The sequence below is a fragment of the Paenibacillus elgii NBRC 100335 genome, from assembly GCF_004000865.1.
Lineage (GTDB): Bacteria > Bacillota > Bacilli > Paenibacillales > NBRC-103111 > Paenibacillus_G > Paenibacillus_G elgii.
Window position 1 is genome coordinate 66,876 of record NZ_BIMB01000016.1, and the last position, 18,170, is coordinate 85,045.

13 protein-coding genes are annotated in these 18,170 nt (G+C 47.9%); 11 read left to right on the forward strand and 2 right to left on the reverse strand.

What is annotated here, in order from left to right; all coding sequences use genetic code 11:
• Window positions 1-9: 9 nt before the first annotated feature.
• The 6 genes from PEL01S_RS14350 to PEL01S_RS14375 all read left to right on the forward strand — a co-directional run bounded on the left by PEL01S_RS14350 (window position 10) and on the right by PEL01S_RS14375 (window position 6,084).
• Window positions 10-696, forward strand: a complete 687-nt coding sequence (locus PEL01S_RS14350; protein ID WP_088832157.1) for a hypothetical protein — start codon at window positions 10-12, stop codon at window positions 694-696.
• 36 nt (window positions 697-732) lie between these two features.
• Window positions 733-1,650, forward strand: a complete 918-nt coding sequence (locus PEL01S_RS14355; protein WP_371860704.1) for a carbohydrate ABC transporter permease — start codon at window positions 733-735, stop codon at window positions 1,648-1,650.
• Window positions 1,640-2,500: a carbohydrate ABC transporter permease gene (locus PEL01S_RS14360; RefSeq protein WP_127460769.1), complete on the forward strand. Its 861-nt coding sequence runs from the start codon at window positions 1,640-1,642 to the stop codon at window positions 2,498-2,500. Before PEL01S_RS14355 ends, PEL01S_RS14360 begins: the two co-directional genes overlap by 11 nt.
• 42 nt (window positions 2,501-2,542) lie before the next feature.
• On the forward strand, window positions 2,543-3,883 hold the full coding sequence (locus tag PEL01S_RS14365; protein WP_127460770.1) for an FAD-dependent oxidoreductase: 1,341 nt from the start codon (window positions 2,543-2,545) through the stop codon (window positions 3,881-3,883).
• A 234-nt stretch (window positions 3,884-4,117) separates the two neighbouring features.
• The gene (locus PEL01S_RS14370; RefSeq protein WP_163767964.1) at window positions 4,118-4,951 is read left to right on the forward strand and encodes an AraC family transcriptional regulator; all 834 of its coding nucleotides are present in this window, start codon (window positions 4,118-4,120) and stop codon (window positions 4,949-4,951) included.
• Between the two features lie 125 nt (window positions 4,952-5,076).
• Window positions 5,077-6,084 carry a zinc-dependent alcohol dehydrogenase gene (locus PEL01S_RS14375; protein WP_127460772.1) on the forward strand — a complete coding sequence of 336 codons (1,008 nt, stop codon included), beginning with the start codon at window positions 5,077-5,079 and terminating at the stop codon, window positions 6,082-6,084.
• Window positions 6,085-6,721: 637 nt separating this feature from the next.
• On the opposite strand, the gene PEL01S_RS14380 is transcribed toward PEL01S_RS14375, so the two are convergent.
• Complete coding sequence (locus PEL01S_RS14380; protein WP_127460773.1) at window positions 6,722-7,921, reverse strand: glycoside hydrolase family 64 protein; 1,200 nt, start codon at window positions 7,919-7,921, stop codon at window positions 6,722-6,724.
• Window positions 7,922-8,528: 607 nt separating this feature from the next.
• Between PEL01S_RS14380 and PEL01S_RS14385 the strand changes: the two genes are divergently transcribed.
• The gene (locus PEL01S_RS14385; protein ID WP_371860705.1) at window positions 8,529-9,614 is read left to right on the forward strand and encodes a glycoside hydrolase family 5 protein; all 1,086 of its coding nucleotides are present in this window, start codon (window positions 8,529-8,531) and stop codon (window positions 9,612-9,614) included.
• A gap of 80 nt (window positions 9,615-9,694) precedes the next feature.
• Window positions 9,695-11,830 carry a glycoside hydrolase family 6 protein gene (locus PEL01S_RS14390; RefSeq protein ID WP_127460774.1) on the forward strand — a complete coding sequence of 712 codons (2,136 nt, stop codon included), beginning with the start codon at window positions 9,695-9,697 and terminating at the stop codon, window positions 11,828-11,830.
• 173 nt (window positions 11,831-12,003) lie between these two features.
• On the opposite strand, the gene PEL01S_RS14395 is transcribed toward PEL01S_RS14390, so the two are convergent.
• Window positions 12,004-13,449 (reverse strand): cellulase family glycosylhydrolase, encoded by a 1,446-nt coding sequence (locus tag PEL01S_RS14395; protein ID WP_127460775.1) that lies wholly within the window; start codon window positions 13,447-13,449, stop codon window positions 12,004-12,006.
• A 410-nt stretch (window positions 13,450-13,859) separates the two neighbouring features.
• Between PEL01S_RS14395 and PEL01S_RS14400 the strand changes: the two genes are divergently transcribed.
• The 3 genes from PEL01S_RS14400 to PEL01S_RS14410 all read left to right on the forward strand — a co-directional run bounded on the left by PEL01S_RS14400 (window position 13,860) and on the right by PEL01S_RS14410 (window position 18,166).
• A complete protein-coding gene (locus tag PEL01S_RS14400; protein ID WP_163767962.1) occupies window positions 13,860-15,494 on the forward strand; it encodes a sensor histidine kinase in 1,635 nt (544 codons plus the stop codon).
• On the forward strand, window positions 15,487-17,097 hold the full coding sequence (locus PEL01S_RS14405) for a helix-turn-helix domain-containing protein (protein WP_163767960.1): 1,611 nt from the start codon (window positions 15,487-15,489) through the stop codon (window positions 17,095-17,097). Before PEL01S_RS14400 ends, PEL01S_RS14405 begins: the two co-directional genes overlap by 8 nt.
• Before the next feature lie 139 nt (window positions 17,098-17,236).
• Window positions 17,237-18,166, forward strand: a complete 930-nt coding sequence (locus PEL01S_RS14410) for an ABC transporter permease (protein WP_127460778.1) — start codon at window positions 17,237-17,239, stop codon at window positions 18,164-18,166.
• Window positions 18,167-18,170: the final 4 nt, after the last annotated feature.

Sequence of the window (18,170 nt, forward strand, 5' to 3'; positions counted from 1 at the left end):
GCGACAACGATGAATCGTCTGCAAAATGCATGGAAACGCGACAAGCTGCAGTTGTTTGTCAGCCTGCCGTCGAACGATGAGGAGCTTGCCAAAGCAGCGATCGAAGAAGGCGCCGACGGCGTCAAGGTGCATATGAATGTCAGCCATCGAGCCAGCGGCAACAGCTTCGGACCGCTCGCCGCTTACCGGGAGACGTTCGAACGCATCCGCGGCATGTTCGACGGGCCGCTGGGCATCGTTCCGGGAGGCTCGCTTCAAGATATTCACCCGGAGGAAATTGAAGCTTTGCCGGACATCGGGTTCGATTTTTTCTCCATTTACGCCTTTCATATGCCAACCTTCCTGCTGCGCTTTCCCAAGCTGGCGCGCACGTTTGCCATCAACAGCGAGTTCGACCTTCGGCTGATCGAAGCGGCCGGACCGTTTCGGATCGACGCGCTGGAAGCATCGGTCATTCCGGGAGAAGAGTACGGGTCTCCGCTCAGCTTCGCCGACCTGTTGAAATACCGCTGGCTTGTGCAGCATTCGGGACTTCCGGTCATTGTGCCGTCCCAACGAAAAATCGTGCCGGAGGACGTTCCGTCGCTAGTGGATTGCGGCGTGAAGGCACTGCTCATCGGCGCGGTCGTTACCGGCAATCAAGCGGACGAGGTTCGCCGGGCCGTTGCGGGCTTCCGCGAGGCGATCGACCGGTAACGAACGTCACATACTTCTAGAAGAGGGGGAATGGATATGGCAGCAATGCCCAGGCTTCAAGTCGCCCGTTCCGCCGGTCCGCTGGCTCGGGGAGCCAACTTAACCGGGTGGCTGTTCGTGGCGCCGATGGTGCTCGGTTTCGTCACTTTGCTTCTCATTCCGCTCGTTACCGCATTTTACATGAGCTTGACGGATTGGCCGCTGCTCGGCGAGGCCACCTTTACGGGCTTGGACAATTACCGCACGATTCTGACGGATAGCGAATTTTGGAAGGTGCTCGGCAATACCGTTTATTTTGCGGCCGGTCTGGTTCCGCTTAACATCATATTGGCGCTGCTGCTGGCGGTGCCGCTGTCCAAGAGCCTGCCGGGAATGGGCATGTACCGGACCGTCATTTTCATTCCGGTCATGACTTCGCTTGTTGTATGGTCCATCGTGTGGAAATACATGTTCGCCACCGATTCGGGCTTTATCAACCAGCTGCTGCAACTGATCGGCATCCAAGGTCCGGCGTGGCTCTATAATACGAAGCTGGCGATGCCTGCGGTCATCGTAACCAGCGTGCTCAAAAATGTCGGGCTCAATATGGTGCTGTTTATCGCTGCCTTGCAGCAGGTGCCCGTCCAGCTCTATGAGGCGGCCAGAATCGACGGCGCCAGCAAAACGGCAACGTTCTTCCGGGTCACGGTTCCGATGATTACCCCGACGATTTTTCTTACGGTCATGATGACGATCATCGGGTCGCTTAAAGTATTCGGCCAAATCTACGTCATGACGCAGGGCGGACCGGCGGGCAGCACCAAGGTGCTCGTCTATTACATTTGGGAAAAAGCGTTCAAGCTGTTCGAGTTCGGTTACGCGTCCGCCCTGGCTTATGTGCTGTTCGTCATTATTCTGATTCTGACGATGATCCAATGGCAGATGAGAAAAAGGTGGGTTATTCATGAGAGCTGACTCCTTATCCGCCGCAAAGACCGGCGGCCGTCTTGGCCTGACGCTCCACTATATCTTGTTGACCGTCATATCCGCCGTCATGATCGTCCCGTTCCTGTGGATGGTCTCGACTTCGCTGAAGGAACCGGCCAAAGTCTTCGTCTTCCCGCCGGAACTTATTCCTTCGCCGGTGCGCTGGGCGAATTATGCGGAAGTGCTGCGAACGATTCCGTTTCATCTGTTTTATTGGAACAGCGCTTATATTGCCGTCGTCGTGACGGCCGGCACGGCTTTTTTTGCCTCGCTGGCCGGCTATTCCTTCGCCCGCATTCCGTTCCGGGGACGGAATCTCGTGTTTCTGCTGCTGCTCAGCACGATGATGATTCCGAACGAAGTGACGGCAATTCCGATGTTTTTGTTCATGCGGGAAATCGGGTTCCTTAATACGCATTTGCCGCTGATCGTGCTGCCGATCTTCGGGGCGGGCGGGGTGTTCGGCGTCTTCATTATGCGGCAATTCTTCCTTGGCATTCCGAAGGAGCTGGAAGAAGCGGCAATGATCGACGGCTGCTCGCGCCTGCGGATTTATGCCAGCATTATGCTGCCGCTTGCGAGGCCGGCGATTGCTACTTTGGTTATTTTTACCTTTTTGACATGCTGGAACGATTTTTTCGATCCGCTGATTTTCATCAACGACCGGATGCTGATGACGCTGCCGCTCGCCTTGTCCTTGTTCACCGACGAGGCCGGGACCGCGTGGCATCATCTGATGAGCGCTTCGGTGATGGCGACGCTGCCGCTGCTCGTTGTGTTCTTTTTCGCGCAGAAGCAGTTCATTGAAGGCGTTGCGATGACGGGTTTAAAAGAATAAAGCGGCGTTCGGTACAGAAAAGCTGAAGGAGAGGGACGCAAAATGAAGCATACGCTTGAAGCGGATGTCGTTGTCGTTGGCGGAGGCCCGGCCGGGATCGCTGCTGCCATTGCCGCGGGGCGCCAGGGCGCGAGTACCGTGCTGATCGAACGGTACGGATTTTTAGGTGGCATGTCTACGGCAGCTTCGGTCTACCCGTGGATGACGTTTCATACGGAGCAGGGCGAGCAAGTGATCAAGGGGCTGGCGCAGGAGATCGTCGACCGGCTGATGGAGCGGGGCGGATCTCCGGGGCATCTGCGCGATACGGTCGGCTTCGTCTATTCGGTAACGCCGTATCATCCGGAAATTTTCAAAGTGCTCGCGGTGGATATGCTTCAGGAAGCAGGCGTGAAGCTGCTGGCCCACAGCTTTGCGGACGAGGTTCAAGTGGAAGGCGGCAAGATCCGTTCCGTATCGCTGTCCGGCAAATCGGGCCGGATCGACGTGCACGGACGCATGTTCGTTGACACGTCTGGCGATGCCGACGTCGCGCACTTGGCTGGAGCGCCGACCCTGAAAGGTAGGGAGGAGGATCAGCGCACACAGCCGATGACGATGAAATTCCGTATGCGTGGCGTCGATCTGGAAGCAGTCCGGCAGGCGATGATCGACAATCCGGCTAACTTTTATCACAAAACGCCGTTTGCCGAGCTCGACCGCCTTCCGCTGACTGGCGTATCCGGTTTCTACGCCGAATGGAAAGCGGGCCAAGTCCCGATTAACCGCGACCAGGTGCTGTTCTTCACCGGCCCGGCCGAGGACGAAGTGCTGGTGAATTGCACCCGGGTACAGGGACTGGACGGCACAAGCGTCGAGGACTTGACGCTGGCGGAAGCGATCGGCCGCAAGCAAGTGCTTATGATGGCCGAATTTTTGCAAAAGAGCATTCCCGGCTTCGCCAAAGCATCCATCTCGTCGGTCGGCGCGCAGATCGGCATCCGCGAGACGCGGCGCATCGACGGGCTGTACCGCTTGTCGATCGAAGACGTGCTCGAAGGGCGGCGTTTCGACGACGCGATCGCCCGCAGCGGCTATCCGATCGATCTCCACGATCCGTCGGGGAAAGGCGTAACGTCCGCTTTTATTAAGGGCAGCGGCGCATACGACATCCCGTACCGCAGCTTGATCGCGCAGGGACTGGACAACCTGCTCGCGGCCGGCCGGTGCATCTCGACGACGCATGAAGCGCTGGCGACGACGCGCCTGACCCCGAGCTGCATGGCCACCGGGGAGGCGGCCGGTACGGCGGCGGCGCTTGCCTGCGCGATCGACGTGCCGGCCCGAGAGCTGGACGTGAAGCGGCTGCAGGAGCGGCTGCTCCGGGGCAATGCCGTGCTATAGGAAAGGGCAGGCGCCGCAAAATCTGAAATGGCATGATTGAACGAGAAGAAATTGCATATCTAAAGATCATTAGATTGACCGGGATTCCCTTATAAGGAGTTCCGGTCTTTACTTTTTTAAGGCGGCGATTCCTTGAAAAAGTTGTCTGATTTTGTGTAGACAATCCAAAACTCTAAGGTCATCATTATTGGAGGAGGCATTGGATAGAAATGCCGTAAAAGGATGTGCTTATTTTTGAAGGATGATATCCTCTCATCTCTGTTGGAAACAGCTGAGTTGAAAGTTTTGACGTTCGACATCCATCATCGCACGGAGATGAACTATAGGAAGAACATCATTAAAGAATTTTATATGATGACTTATGTAAGAAAAGGATCAGCCAAACTCAGAGTTCAGAACCAAATCTATGACATTGATCCGGGAACCGTCATCTTTATCCCTCCCCATCTGGAATATGATCAATATAAAGATAATGATGAGGAGACTGAGTTTCTATGGTGGAATTTCACTTACAAGATTCAGAATGTGGTTGATGTTCTGCCACTTCTACGAATCCCCTACATTTACCCGCTGAAAAATCACAAAAAATTCGAAGCTGTATTTGATGAATTTATACTCACCAGGACACGAGGGGGTTACATACCCAACATCATTTTGCAAAAAGCTAAATCGTTGGAGTTACTGTATCTATTATTAGATAATGCTTTTGAAAATGTTCACGTCGTGGATACGAGGCAGCAGTCTCACAGCTTTTTATCCATTTTACTGAAGATCGTATCCCAGCCGGAAGCTTCCTTTTCTTTACCGGATTTAGCCAAGGAATTACATATGAATCCAACCTATGTCAGCAACCATTTCAAAGAAATGTTCGGCAAATCACCCATCCTGCTACATCGGGAGATCAAAATTGAAAAAGCCAAATCGCTTCTGAAAATACAGGAAATGAACATTACGGAAATTAGCACAAGCCTTGGTTTTAACGATATCCAAACCTTTACCCGTCTTTTCAAAAAGTACACAGGTATTTCCCCTAGTCAATACAAGGGTTTGTTTAATAAAAACTTCTAAATAATCATCCAATATTTTGACCTGTATAAGTGTTAAATTTCAGCAAAACCATGCTCTTCTTTTCCTAATCCGATACCTTTAAGCTAATCTCAAGGGTAAATCATCCCTTCGGAGGAGGAATTCAGATGGAAACCTTAAGTATCGTTTTCGTAGAAAAACAAAAGGTAGAGATTCGCAAAGAATCATTCGATTCCAAACTCGGAAAGACAGAAATTTTATGCGCAGCTATCTCTTCACTCATTAGTACAGGTACGGAGCTTCAATGTCTTAGAGGCGTGTTCGACAAGGATACAAACTGGGCTAGCTGGGTTAAGTATCCGTTTTATCCTGGCTATTCCTTGGTCGCTGAAGTGCTTGAAGTCGGTGAGGATGTCCAGGCAATTCACAAAGGTGATCGCGTATTCGTGGAAGGACCACATACCCAATATTTTAAGACAGAAGCTATCCATGCAACTGTGCTTCCTGATGAGGTCAGCTCTGAGGAAGGCGTATGGATTAGTCTTTCCAAAATATCGCAGCTTGGGGTAAGGAGAGCCGAGTTAGTTCTCGGAGAAGCAGTCGGTGTGATCGGACTTGGACTCCTTGGACAATTGGTTACCCAATACCTCTATCTGTCTGGGGCCAAAGAGATATACGCCATTGATCCGGCGGAAAGCCGAATCCAACTTGTTCCCGAAAAGGCGGGTATCCATCGGATGGCTATGGATGCAGCGAAAGCTAAGGCGGAAATTTCAAAGAAGACTAAGGGGAAAATGCTTGACGTTGTCTTCGATATTACGGGTCATCCGGTTGTATTAGCCCAAGCCACACAACTCGTCAACCATTTCGGACGCGTTATTTTACTCGGAGATACCGCTACTCCTACTGCGCAGGGAATTGGAAGCAATGTGGTATCCAACTCCGTTGCCATTCTGGGTATCCATGGAACCGCGAATTACAAAGGTTGGGATCATCCCGCTATGGCAGCTCTGTATTTGAGCTATATTATGCAGGGAAGAATGAATGTAGCCCCTTTAATTACCCATCGCTATTCCCCACTAGAGGCTGTTGAGGTCTATGATTCACTGGTGCAAAACCGCAGCTCAGCCATGGGGGTTCTTTTGGATTGGACGAATTTAAAGGATCAAAGTTGAAATTGAAACAGGGACAATTAGCAATTATCATGCCAGTGCGTACAAACGTCTCCAAGATGTTGAAGTTCATTCTGTCTATGATGTAAACCTGATCATGTAATAGATGAAGAAGGACTTAAGGCATTCGTTTCAAGTACTATAGCTCCAGAAGCGACACGAACGGAGATAATTGGAGACAATGATGCTGCGATTAGCAGTTTTTCGGAGATAAGCCATAGCAAAGCGGCATGAAGATGCTACGAACAAAGCGCAAGCTATTCTTGTCAATTACCACCATAAGTTGTTGCTACCTTCTTATTGGGGAAGAATGTCCGAAATAACCTACTCAGGAGAAAATAAGGTATTAGTTTTTAGAATGGCTACAAGCGATGAAGACGTAAGCGGCAACTATGATAACTACAATGATATAAAGAATAGCCAAGCAGGTTCCTATAATGTGACTATCAAAGGTAAAAATGGTTATACAATCTTGCTATCTGGCAATTCAAACATTTCTCGTATTCCCTACAAATAGATCAAGCGATAACAGAATCAGAGTTGCTTAACATTATACAGTCAGTTCAATAGTTTACGAACCGCAGCGCGACGCGTAAAGCCGGTACCCTTACAAACAGGCACCGGCTTTTGACATGTGATATTACCATCCAACTCGAACAATTAAACCTTTGGGTTTGCTGGTTTCCAAGTATGCCGCTTGATTATTAACGTCGTCATAAGCAAAACCGTAGGCTAAACCGTTAATAGCATGAGTATGCCAAAATTTCGAATAGTAATTGGCTGGAGCAGCCTGATAATAATTTCTAACGACGTTCCAATTGTCATCTGTATATACATGCCTGTTGATCGCAGCACACGTTTGAGCATTGCTTACAGCCCCATCACATCTGAGAATGTCTTGTGTCGAAAAATTGGAATAACCTGCAAAGTAATTCGCGTTAGCGCCGCCGGCTGCAAAAGAACCGTGAATGGGGGCGATAATTCGGTAGGGAGCTTGAATGGTGCCTAGCGATGTAAATTGCGAAGGTACTTCTTGATAAAATTTTGTAAATAATCCGGAGCGGGTTTCAACTTCTAATTCACCAACGGTTCGATCATAAGTCCCTTCTACATTTACTAATCGGTGTTGAAGGGGGAGACCGAACATATCGACCCTGGTTGTGTTCCCATGATATCCCGCGGAATCAACTGTAAATTCGATAAAATCAAAATATACGTTTAGGTTCGGATCTCTCGGGTTATTAAGATCAGGCCCGGCAAATCCATGATCATAAGTTTTAATGTAGCATTCAGTGGCTACGCAAAGGTACATTCTTCCCGATGTTATTCGTGGCATACTTACCCACGGTGCATCGCTAACTTTGTGATAAATGTTTGCATAATTCATGCCATTTTTCGTTAAATGTCCGGGAGCATCATTGAGCGCCAATGAAATAGGCAGCAAATTTCCATTTAGATCCAAGTAACTCCACTTTCCGTTATCTGGATTGATCCCGAGAACACCCCAGAAGATTTGGCTATCCGCATAAGCGCCATTGGTTCCATTCATGACCTTAAAGGATAAAACTCCTTTTCCAGTCGGTGCGGGTATGGAAGAGGGAGGAATAGAGTACACAGAAGACGTCGATAATCCTCCCGTATTCATCCGGCCCACATTCAAGTCCTGATCCGTATCGGTCGTCGTCTTGGCCTGAATGTCGTGTATATTGCTGTATTTTTCAGCTTCAATTCTCCCCGGTATAACAGCCTCAGCGTAAGCAATAGGCACAAACATCTGAAGCAGCAGCAGCATTGCCCCAATAGCGGAGGAGATGCGTTTAAACCTCTTTTCGTAAAACATAAGATCACTCCTTATATAAGATTCATTAATGTGGAAAATCGTTTACAGCAAATATCACCTCCTGCTTGAATAATTTTACTCCTTATCTACCCCTCCTCTCGAAACGACTGTCGAGGCAGCATCAAAATGTATGCCTGGATCAAGGTGTTTTCCATCGTCGTGTGTCTTGTCTCAGTATGTATATATTACCTAATTAAAGAATGAGTGTTCTATCCAAAAAATGACTAAAAGAACATTATTGTAACTTATTTAGAACATGAAAAAACTTGAAAATGGGGTATTAATCATAAAAATGCTAATCAGGTAACTAAAATTGTAGCGCCATCTGATCTTTCCTTCTTATAATGGGCTCACGATCAAATGTAAGATACTCCAGTCCTCTCCCACTTTTTCCCTCTCGAAAAGTTTTCATCCTACCTATTTCGTATTCCTTGCACAATGAATTCGGTTTTACCAAGACGAGTTTCCAGGAAAGAAGGAGATATAAAGAAGAAGGGAGGTGATACAAATGTAGATCATGCAAAATACCCTAGATCCTATTCTTAATAAAGAAAGGTTGGGAAATGTGAAAAGAAAAGTATGGAGACTCACGTTAGTTCTTTTCCTTATGGGGAGTATGCTGGGATTTCAGGTATCTGCAGACAGTCCCAATTATTATCACACCAGCGGTAATCGAATCGTCGATTCTAAGGGAAATGCTGCAATTTTTAAAGGTATCAACTGGTTTGGTTTTGAAACGTCGAATTTTACGCCACACGGATTGTGGACTCGTTCGATGGACGGTTTACTCGATCAAATGAAGGGTAAAGGGTACAATTTACTGCGTATTCCTTATACAAATGAGATGTTTCTACCAGGTAAGATGCCTAACAGCATTGATTACTGGAAAAATCCTGATTTACAAGGTTTGAAGCCTATTGAAATTCTGGATAAATTGATTGAAAAGGCGGGAGCAAGAGGAATGAAGGTAATTCTGGACCGCCACCGCCCCACTTCCGCGGAACAATCCGAACTATGGTACACTCCGACAGTTTCAGAAACGACATGGGTAGAAGACTGGAAGATGCTTGCGAAGCGTTATTTGGGCAACGATACGGTCATCGGAGCTGATCTGCATAACGAGCCTCATGGGAATGCTTGTTGGGGGTGCGGGGATTTGGCTCGTGATTGGCGTTTGGCTGCCGAACGTGCTGGTAATGCCATACTAAGCGTCAATTCGAATTGGTTGATCATTGTTGAAGGCGTTAGTTCTAATATTCAGGGCCAGACCGGCAACTACTGGTGGGGAGGCAATCTGAAAGGGGTGCAGAATGATCCGGTGCGCTTGACGGTGACCAATCGTATTGTATATTCTCCTCACGATTACGGTCCAGGGGTAGCCTCCCAACCTTGGTTCTCCGATCCCGCGTTCCCCAACAACTTGCCCGGCATTTGGGATGCGTATTGGGGATATATTCACAAAAACAACATCGCACCGATTCTCGTTGGCGAATTCGGAGGCAGAAGTGTCGATATGACTTCAGCGGAAGGCAAGTGGCAGAACAAGCTTGTCGATTATATTCGTTTGCAAAAACTATATTGGACGTATTGGTGCGTCAACCCAAATAGTGGCGATACAGGAGGACTTCTGCTAGATGATTGGGTCACCTGGAATCAACCGAAGCAGGTGATGCTTGACCGCTTGATGGAATAGATTCCTTTTAAGGCGGAGCTGATTTGTTTGAACCCAAATCGATTTGTCCAACTCGTGTTATTAAAAAGGAGTTGAAGATTATGACAATCGCTTTGTCTATAGCTAAGCGTGCCGCGATATTTGCTATGATCTTAGCCTTGGTGATTAACCTGTTTTACGAAACCGATGCTTTTGCCGCTGAGGCACATGTGGATAATCCGTTCCTGGGTACGACAATGTATGTGAACCCGGATTATGCGGCTCTTATCGACACGTCGATCGCGAGGGTGAGCGATAGTACTCTGATTGCAAAGATGCAGAAGGTTAAATCGTATCCTACTGCTATATGGCTTGATCGAATCGCGGCCATTAAAGGCGGCAGCGCGAATGGCGGTCGCAAGAGTCTTGTGGAAACTATGGATGCGGTATTAGCGCAAAAAAAAGGCAATACCCCGATCACGGTCATGTTCGTTATCTATGACATGCCGGGACGGGATTGTCATGCATTAGCGTCGAACGGAGAACTACCGTTGACTCCTGAAGGCTTGCAGACGTACAAGACGCAATACATTGACGTGATTGCAGATGTATTTTCCAACCCGAAATACCAAAGCATTCGGATTGTAACGGTGATCGAACCAGATTCGTTGCCTAACCTCGTCACGAATTTGAGCGACCCGAAGTGTGCGCAGGCCAATTCTACAAATATTTACCGGGATGCCAATCAATACGCGCTGGATAAACTGCATGCGATCCCTAATGTTTACACTTATCTAGATATCGGTCACTCGGGTTGGCTTGGTTGGGATACAAACCGTCAGCCTGCCATTGACCTTTTTACAGCTGTAGTTGCAGGGACCAGAGATGGGCTTGCAAGCGTCGACGGCTTTATCACCAACACAGCGAATACTACTCCGTTAGAGGAACCCTATCTAACCGATCCGAACTTGACAGTTGGCGGACAGCAGTTGAGGTCTGCAAATTTCTATCAATGGAATCCGTATTTTGATGAGGCGGATTTCACCGCGGCGTTGTATGCGGGATTTGTGAAGAACGGTTGGCCTGAAAGTATCGGTTTCTTGATCGATACTTCGCGTAACGGGTGGGGGGGTCCAAATCGGCCGACTGGTGCAAGCGGCAATGACGTTAACGAATACGCCAATTCCGGACGCGTCGATAAACGTTTTCACCGCGGAAATTGGTGCAATCCCTCCGGTGCGGGTATGGGGCAACCTCCAACGGCAGCACCCTCAGAATACCCAGCATCACATCTCGACGCGTTCGTATGGGTGAAACCTCCGGGCGAGTCGGATGGCTCAAGCAAAGAGATTCCAAATGATGAGGGCAAAGGTTTTGACAGAATGTGTGATCCTGATTATATAAGCGGCAGCGGTACGCCAACCGGAGCAATGCCGGATGCTCCGTTATCTGGGCACTGGTTCCACAACCAATTCGTGCAGCTTGTACAGAACGCTTTTCCGGAAATACCTATCGATCATTCAACGGTACCCGCTACTCCATCCGGCCTGAAGGCTATGGCTGGAAACGCACAAGTCATGCTAAACTGGGCAGCTTCAAGCGGTGCAACGAGCTACAATATTAAGCGCGCGACAAGAAGCGGCGGTCCGTATACAACGGTGGCTACCGGAGTGACAGCAACAAATTATACAGACACAGGCTTGAACAATGGGGCGACATACTACTTTGTCGTGAGCGCACTGAACCGCTGGGGGGAAAGCGCGAATTCCGTGCAAGTGGACGCGACACCGCAAGGAAAGCCTGCTTCAAGGGAATTAATCGTGCAATATCGAGCGGCCGACACTGACGCCAATAATGACCAGATCAAACCGCATTTCAACATCAAAAATAACGGTACAACTTCCGTTCCATTAAGCGACATCAAACTCCGGTACTATTTTACGAAAGACAGCATTTCGGAGATGAGGGCTTGGATCGATTGGGCACAAGTGGGAGGTGCGAATATTCAGCAAACATTCGTTAGCGCAAGCGGCATCAATACGGATACTTATATCGAGCTCAGCTTTTCACCGGAGGCCGGCTCCATTCCGGCAGGCGGTCAGTCTGGAGAAATTCAGCTCCGTATGGCTAAAGCAGACTGGTCAAACTTTAACGAATCGAATGACTACTCATTCGACGGGACGAAGACGTCATTTGCCGATTGGGACAAAGTGACGCTTTTCCGCAAAGGCACTCTTGTCTGGGGAATTCAACCCTAAGACCCAATGCACGAGTATGTCGCCGGCGCAGGAACGGCCGGGCGCGTAGAAGTGGAGAATGATCAAGCTTTAGTCCTTTGGATGACACGCTGCTGAAATTCTGAAAAAGCCTGCTATCGCTTATCAATAAACGATGCAGGCTTTTTCAATTACAGGGAATGTACTCTCCTAATTTAATTCAATTTATACAGATTCCACTTTTGGGCGTTCGAACCATTATCGTCCCAGACCTGAACGTTGGACCCATTATCAGTCCCGGCAGCTGCTACATCCAAAGCTTTGCCGCTGTTGCTGTCGATTAATTTGTAGGCGCCGCCTACATCTACAATACGCCACTTCTGATTGGCGCCGCCGCCGTAATTCCATATTTGCACATTCGCACCACTCCAACTTCCGGCTACATCCAAAGCTTTATTGCTATTTTCCTTGATCACTTTATACAGCCCGCCGCCTACATCGGTAATCACCCATCGCTGAGCTCCGGTACCGTTATCTTCCCAGATTTGTACGTTCGCACCGTCTTCGGTACTGCCAGCGGCTACATCAAGAGCTTTTCCACTTCCCACATTAATCAATTTGTAGGTTTTGCCGGAAATGATGCCGTCGCCGGGCGAGGTTGGATTCATTTTACTTTTGACAAACTTACCAGAAGGCGATAACTGCGCATCAGACCATCCTCCATATGGACCTGCGCCGGGGAGTAGTGCTGCGGAGACTTCAGCTTTATCACATAACGACCAATTGACCCAACTCAAATTTCGGCTATCCAAAAAGTCGATCCATTGCTGCGACTCCGGCAGGAAAGGGCCGCCATCGCCGGAAGCGTCGCTCGTTCCCCACTCCGTAATGAACACAGCTACACCTTTGCTTCTCGCATAGTCTATGCGATCTCTCAGCCATTGACCGTGAGTACCGGCATAGAAATGCACGGTATACATAACGTTATTGTAAGAGAGCGGATTGTTCGCTGCGTCATGGACATCCTGACTCCATGTTCCGGTTCCAACGATAATGGTGCTGTCCGGATCAAGGGAGCGGATGACCGGGATGACTTCCTCCGCATAAGGCTTTATACTGCCATTCCACGTGACATTACTTCCATTCGGCTCGTTGCAGATTTCATAAATCACGTTCGGGTAATTATGGTACAAGGAAGCCATTTCCCGGAAAAACTCTTTTGCTTCTTGTTTATAGACGTTCGGATCTCTTTCTTCCAGCACGTGCCAGTCGATGATGACATAGATGCCAAGATCAATGGCGGCTTGAACGGCCTCTTTCACCTTGTTTTTTTGCAGCGAAGGATTTTGAATATAGCCGTCTTGACCACCCGTATATAGCGCCGCACGAAATACGTTGATTCCCCAATTGTCTCTCAACCATTTGATGCTGTCTTTGTTCACAAACTGTCCAAACCACTGCAGCCCATGGGAACTCATCCCTTTTAATCGGACGGCTTGCCCCGCCTGGTTCACCAACTGGCTTCCGGAAACGCTCAGTTGACCGTTTTGGGTGACGAACGTACTTGCTTCGGCCTTTGCCTCGCTTGCCGGAACGAAATTCACGGACAGCAGGACAGCGACAAGAAATGCGCAGAGCAACGAAACCATTCTTTTCAGCATAATAACATTACCTCCTTATGATTTTTTCTCTCCTTGCTGTGGTGCCGCCGGTCAAAGTACCTCCCTCCCTTAAATTTGTTTTTATTTTACCGATTCGGCAAGAGGACATCTATCTATGGCGTGATATCGTTAGCACTTTCATGACTTGTTAAAAAACGGATGTGCATAATTGGGCAAAAAAGTAATAAAAGTGTTACTATTACATTAAAAGTGCTAGAGTCAAAAAACTTACGGATTGTATAATATCGGTATAAAAACTCATATGTCCTATTGAGGTGTCCTATATGAACTTCAAGAATTCCGTTAAATTCAAAATTGTAAGCGGATTCATTTTGGTTGTGGCTCCGCTTGTTTTTTTACTTTTTTACAATAACATCTATTCGATGAATGTAGTTCGCGATCAAGTTTCCATGAATTATAGTAAAATGCTCGCTCATTATGTAAATGTTACCGATAATGCGTTGAAGGAATTCGACTACTATTTCTACCGCATGGAGAGCGACCCGGAAATTGTTTCGATGCAGGCTTATAGATCCTATAAGGACGACTATATCTTGGCCAAACAAAAAGTGTACAACAAACTAATTCAAGACCTCGGATATTACAGCTTGATCGATACTTTTTTCGTCTACGCCAAATCCAATGAGGACCTGTTCATCGTCACGCAGGAGAACGGGCATTTCCACGAACGTTATGAAACCGTACAGAAGTATCTTTCGCAAGCCTTAAGTTTAAGCTCAATGACTCCAAACCAGGGTAAATGGAAGTTAATCGAATCGAACCATTCTTATTTTATCGTGCAAATGAAAGATTTAGGTTCCGATATGTATGCAGGCTGTCTTATCGATATGAAGAGCTTGGCGAAGCCGCTTGGCACATGGGATGTGGGGGAAGGCGGTGGATCGGTCATCGTTACGGGCGACGGACAACCGTTGACGAGCCAGGCTTTGCCGACTCAAACTTATGCTGCGATTAAAAGTCAGCTTACCCCCGATCACCAGGTATATCAAACCGTACAAGACGACACGAGTAACAAGAAATACTTGGTGGTCGGAAGATCGTCACAGTATGCGAGTATTCGTTACCTTGTTGTAGTGGCCGAGACGAACATTTTGCAGAATCTTCCTTATTTGCAAAAGGCCATTTATGTTCTCCCCTTAGGAGTCGCCTTGGTACTTGCGTTATATCTTGCTTTCCTGCAAAAAATTTTTTTTAAGCCGATGGCTCAGCTCATTCAGGGGATGAGAAAAATCGGCCGTGGTCAATTCGATGTCCGTCTGAATGAAAGCCACTCCGCCGAGTTTGCGTACCTGATATCGACTTTTAACGATATGGCCAAGCAAATCGAACATTTGAAAATTTCCGTATACGAAGAAAAAATAAGGGTGCAGCAAGCCGAGTTCAAACATCTTCAGGTGCAAATCAATCCCCACTTTTACATGAATTGCTTGAATATCATCTACAATCTAGCCGCCTTAAAAGACCACAAATCCGTGCAAAAAATGTCGCTTCATTTGGCCGATTATTTCCGTAATCTCATACGCACCAACCGCACGTTCATATCGCTAGGAGACGAGCTTCAGCACATTTGCAATTACTTGGAAATCCAGGTCATGAGATATCCCGACAACCTGACGTTTGCTATACGAATCGAAGAAGCGTATAGGCAGTATCCATTGCCGCCGTTGACCGTGCAGCCGTTTGTGGAAAATGCGGTGATTCACGGCTACCGAATGGATCAAGACCGGTTTTATGTGGAAATCGAAGCGCTCCCTGACCCGGATGACCCGGAACATTACTTTATGGTCACGATTTCCGACAACGGAAAAGGATTTGCGCCGGAGATGCTGCATGAGTTGAATTCCGGGTGCTATGCGGAGAAATCCGGAGAGGAGCATTTAGGGATTTGGAACGTGATGCGCCGGCTTGGAATGAGCTCCGGGGCGGTCAAAATCCATTTTGCAAACCGGGAGCACAGAGGCGCTGAAATTAAAATTCGCTTTCCTCTTCAACATTTTGGACATGGAGATGATGTGGTTGTTTAACTTACTGGTCGTGGATGACGAGAAATTCGCCGTAAAAGGCATTACGCAAGGGATCGATTGGTCCGACCTGCCCATCGGGCAAATGTATGAGGCTTACGGTGCGGAAGAAGCCAAGCATATATTGACGGCCTGCCCTATTGACGTATTAATTTCCGACATCGAAATGCCTGATACCAACGGCTTGAAGCTGCAGGAATGGGTGAAGGAGCAATCCCCCTTTACAGAAACCGTTTTTTTGACAGGCCACGCCAATTTCGATTACGCGCAGAAAGCGATCCAGCTTGGAAGCTTTAATTACTTGTTAAAGCCTGTGGATCATAGCCAATTGAAGGAAATCGTCGCCAAGGCGATTCATCAAATTCAATCGGAGCGGGAACTGCTGGATTTCAATAAAACGTACGAAACCTATTACAAGCATTGGTTAAATCAACTGCCTATTCTTGTAGAGCGGTTTTGGCAAGAGGTGTTGGCCGGCAAAATCCCCTTGACGCAAGAACGGCTGCAGGCGGCGTTCGAGTTGTACGGCATTCCGCTGAACGCACAAAGCCTGGTGATTCCTGTTCTGATCAGCGTGGAACAATGGAAGGAAGATTTGAACGCAAGAGACGAGGAAATCATGGGTTACGCTTTGCGCAAAGCGGGTGCGGAAATGATTCTTCAAGAGCATCCCGGTTGCGTCATACTGGATCAAAATGGTTTTCATCTGGTGCTCCTCTATGTGCAAGATAGCACTCCTGTTCCCATGGAATTAGACAGGAGGTGTTACGACTACATTCAGGCTTGCAACCGGTTCTTTCACTGCAGCTTATCGTGTTATATCGGGGAAAAGACGCCTGTTGCCGAAATCAATCAGGTGGTGGGCACGCTGCTTAGAATGGAACGGGATAATGTGGTCAAGATCAATGGCGTGCTGCATCAGCTTCGCGACGAAGTACCCGGGATTCTCTTGCCGACGGCACCTTCAATCACTGACTGGTTTTTACTGTATGAGCTCGGCAAACTGGACGAGCTGCTTCTGCGCATCGATGAACTTACAGATCGGATGCAGCAAGGCGCGGCGCGTTCGGAAACCTTGCAAGCTTTGGGTTACGGTCTAATTCATATGGTATATCATGTGGGTCATAAAAAGGGCTTGTCAATTCAGAACATGTTCCCGCACGACGAACTGCAGGATATTGACGCCGCTATCCGGTCAATCAACCAACTTCGCAGTTGGGCGATTCGCGTTGTATCGACCGGCATCGAGTATATGAGCAGGCATCATCAGGATATTTCCGCTGTCGTCGCGAAAGTCCAGAAATATATGAACGATCATCTGCATGAGGAAGTGAGCAGGGACGATATTGCACATTTCGTGCACCTGAATCCGGCTTATTTGTCCCGTCTTTTTAAGAAGGAAACGGGGCTATCGCTATCTGAATATATGCTCAAGATCAGAATGGACAAGGCGCAGAAGCTGCTCATCGAGTCGGATCGTAAAATCAGCAGCGTAGCGGAAGTTATCGGTTACAGCCACTTCTCGCATTTTGCCAAAATGTTCAAGAGGGTCACCGGCATTTCCCCGCAAGAATACCGAAAAAAATTCCAAACCAACAAGTCATAATGATGCTCAAAAAGCTACATATCGGATAGACCTGGATATTCCATATCTGTGATAATAAGTAGCAACTAACCGACTAGGGGGGACAGAACCATGAGCAATGATATGAGCAATTCGGCCAAGAGGAGGGCACGTTTGGACAATGCCTGAATCGATTCCTGCGTTTTGCAAGACAGTCCGCGCCTATTGGGTTTTCTATCTCATGATGCTGCCCGCGGGTCTTGTTCTGATTGTAAACAACTATATTCCAATGTTCGGCGTGATCATCGCTTTCAAGAACATTAACTACGCCAAAGGGATTTTTCAAAGCCCATGGATTGGCTTTCAAAATTTCAAATTTTTATTTTCGACTGAAGCCGCTTGGATCATCACCCGAAATACAATCTGTTATAACGCCGTATTTATTGTCCTGAATCTCCTTATTGCCGTAGCATTCGCTATGATGTTCAACGAAATGCGCAGCAGGTTTCTGTCCAAATTCCATCAGAGCACGATGTTCCTTCCGTTTTTCTTATCGATGATCGTTGTCAGCTATTTGGTTTATGCTTTTCTTGGGCAAGACCACGGCTTCTTGAACACCGTCGTTTTTCCAAAATTCGGGATCGAGCCGATCGAATGGTATTCCGAGCCGAAGTACTGGCCCTTGATTTTACCGATTGTAAACGTTTGGAAGAACATCGGCTATTATACGGTAATCTACATGGCGGCCATGCTGGGAATTGACAACGAATACTACGAAGCCGCGCTGATTGACGGCGCTTCGAAATGGCAGCAGATCAAAAATATTACGATTCCTCTTATTGTACCTGTTATGATCGTCATGACCTTATTACAAATCGGAAAAATTTTTTATGCCGACTTCGGATTGTTTTTTCAAGTGACACGGAACGCGGGGGCGCTCTATCCTGCGACGCAGGTTATTGATACTTACGTCTATCAAACCTTTTTGTCCATGGGGGATATCGGGATGTCATCTGCAGCGGGGTTATTTCAATCGGTCATAGGATTTATTCTGGTCCTTGGCTCGAACCTGATTGTACGACGGAGCAGCAAAGAGAATGCATTATTTTAAGAAG